Here is a 1,616-nt window from a genome sequence, read left to right as displayed (position 1 = left end):
TCATTGAATTTCGCGAATTGTTCCCATTTGTCTTTAGGGTCAGTAGGCAACTTATCCAAGATGAAGAAGTTACCAAGTGTAAATGCTGGCATATCGTAGCCTTCTGTCTTAGCAGGCAAGTATTCTACTGTGCTATCGTCGATACGTTTGTAGTGAACATCTTCGATACCGTTATTCACCAGGTTGCGCAAGTATTTGTCAGAGTTCAGCAAGTTCAAGAATTCCATTGCTTTCTCTGGGTACTTGGAGTTCGCGGAAACACCGTGCATGGAACCCATTACAGACCAGTTATACACATAAGGCTCTGTATAAGGCGTTGATACAACTGGATATCCAAGCGTTTGAGACCATTGGTTGTCTGCGAACGGTTGAGTGTCCGGCATGTCAACGAACCATTTGCCCGTTTTCATTTCATCGCCGTTTTGTGCTGTAGCTGCGTCTTTCTTTACGTAACCTTTTTTGTAGTAATCATGCATTGTCTCGAAGTTCTTCATCATGTCTGGTTGTTCCAGAATGTTGACGAGTTTCAAGTCGTTCGTATCCGTCAATGCTACACCGATTGGCAAGTTTTCGTTAACCAAGTCGTAAGGAACACCGAACTTGAATTGCTTGTCAGCAGACACTGGATACAATCCAGGCTCGCCTGCTTTTACTTTTGCAAGAACCGGCTCCAAATCGTTCAATGTCTTGATGGAGTTGATGTCGATGTTGTACTTATCAACATATTTCTTGTTGAAGCGGAATACTTTTTGAGCTGGAAGCTCTTTATTTACAGGAATCGCGTATGTTTTACCCTCGATTTTAGCACCTTCCAAGAAGGACGGATGAACGTTCTTTTTAATATCTTGACCATATTTATCTAACAGCTCATCCAGTTCATAGAACGCACCTTTTTTCGCGTTCTGTACATAATCAAATGCCCATGAGGACGTGAAAGCGATATCAAAAGGTTCCCCAGAAGCGGCGATTACCTGCATCTTTTGGTTGTAATCGCCCCAGTCGAACATTTTCATTTTGATTGTAGCGCCGATTTTTTCTTTCGTGTACTCGCTGACTTTCTCCATTACCTTGTCAACGTCTTTTTGCGGAGTACCGATCGTGTACCAGATCAGTTCTACTGGCTTTTCGTCTTTTTTGTCTCCTGCTGTGCCAGCCGCCTCATCTTTTTTATTTCCGCAACCTGCGAGAACCAAAGATGCGACCATGATGAGGCAGAATGTCATCATCAGCATTTTTTTTTGCTTTAGCCATTTTGTTACCTCCCCTTTTTGTACCACGCTGAATGTTTATATTATTTCCAGAGGCGGCAATGATCATCGCCGCCATCCGGGAATAACCATAGGGTAAAGAGTTATTCTTTTACCGCACCAATCGTCAAGCCTTGAACGAAGTAGCGTTGGAAGAATGGATACGCACATGCGATTGGCAATGTTGCCAGTACGACAAGCGCCATCCGAGTTGCTTCCTGCGGCAATGTCCGCAGCATTTCAAGCGATTGACCGGAAGAGTTCAACTGTGCGTTCGACAGCAAGAACTGCATACTGTTCTCGATGCGCATCAACATCGACTGCAATGGCACGAGCGCGGATTGTCGATATAGAGCAAAGCGTTGAACC

Annotated in this window: 1 protein-coding gene and 1 pseudogene; both read right to left on the bottom strand. The window is 44.2% G+C overall.

The window, feature by feature from the left end:
• The coding region (locus AZ66_RS29045) for an extracellular solute-binding protein (RefSeq protein ID WP_044358104.1) at positions 1-1,232 on the bottom strand (1,232 nt) is incomplete at its 3' end.
• Between the two features lie 119 nt (positions 1,233-1,351).
• A pseudogene (locus AZ66_RS29040) lies at positions 1,352-1,616 on the bottom strand (carbohydrate ABC transporter permease); the annotation flags it as partial.

Origin of the sequence: Paenibacillus sp. E194 (genome assembly GCF_000935845.1) — a bacterium.
Lineage (GTDB): Bacteria > Bacillota > Bacilli > Paenibacillales > Paenibacillaceae > Paenibacillus_B > Paenibacillus_B alvei_B.
The sequence above is the reverse complement of the archived record's forward strand: the minus strand, read 5'-3'. Positions and strand labels throughout refer to the sequence as shown.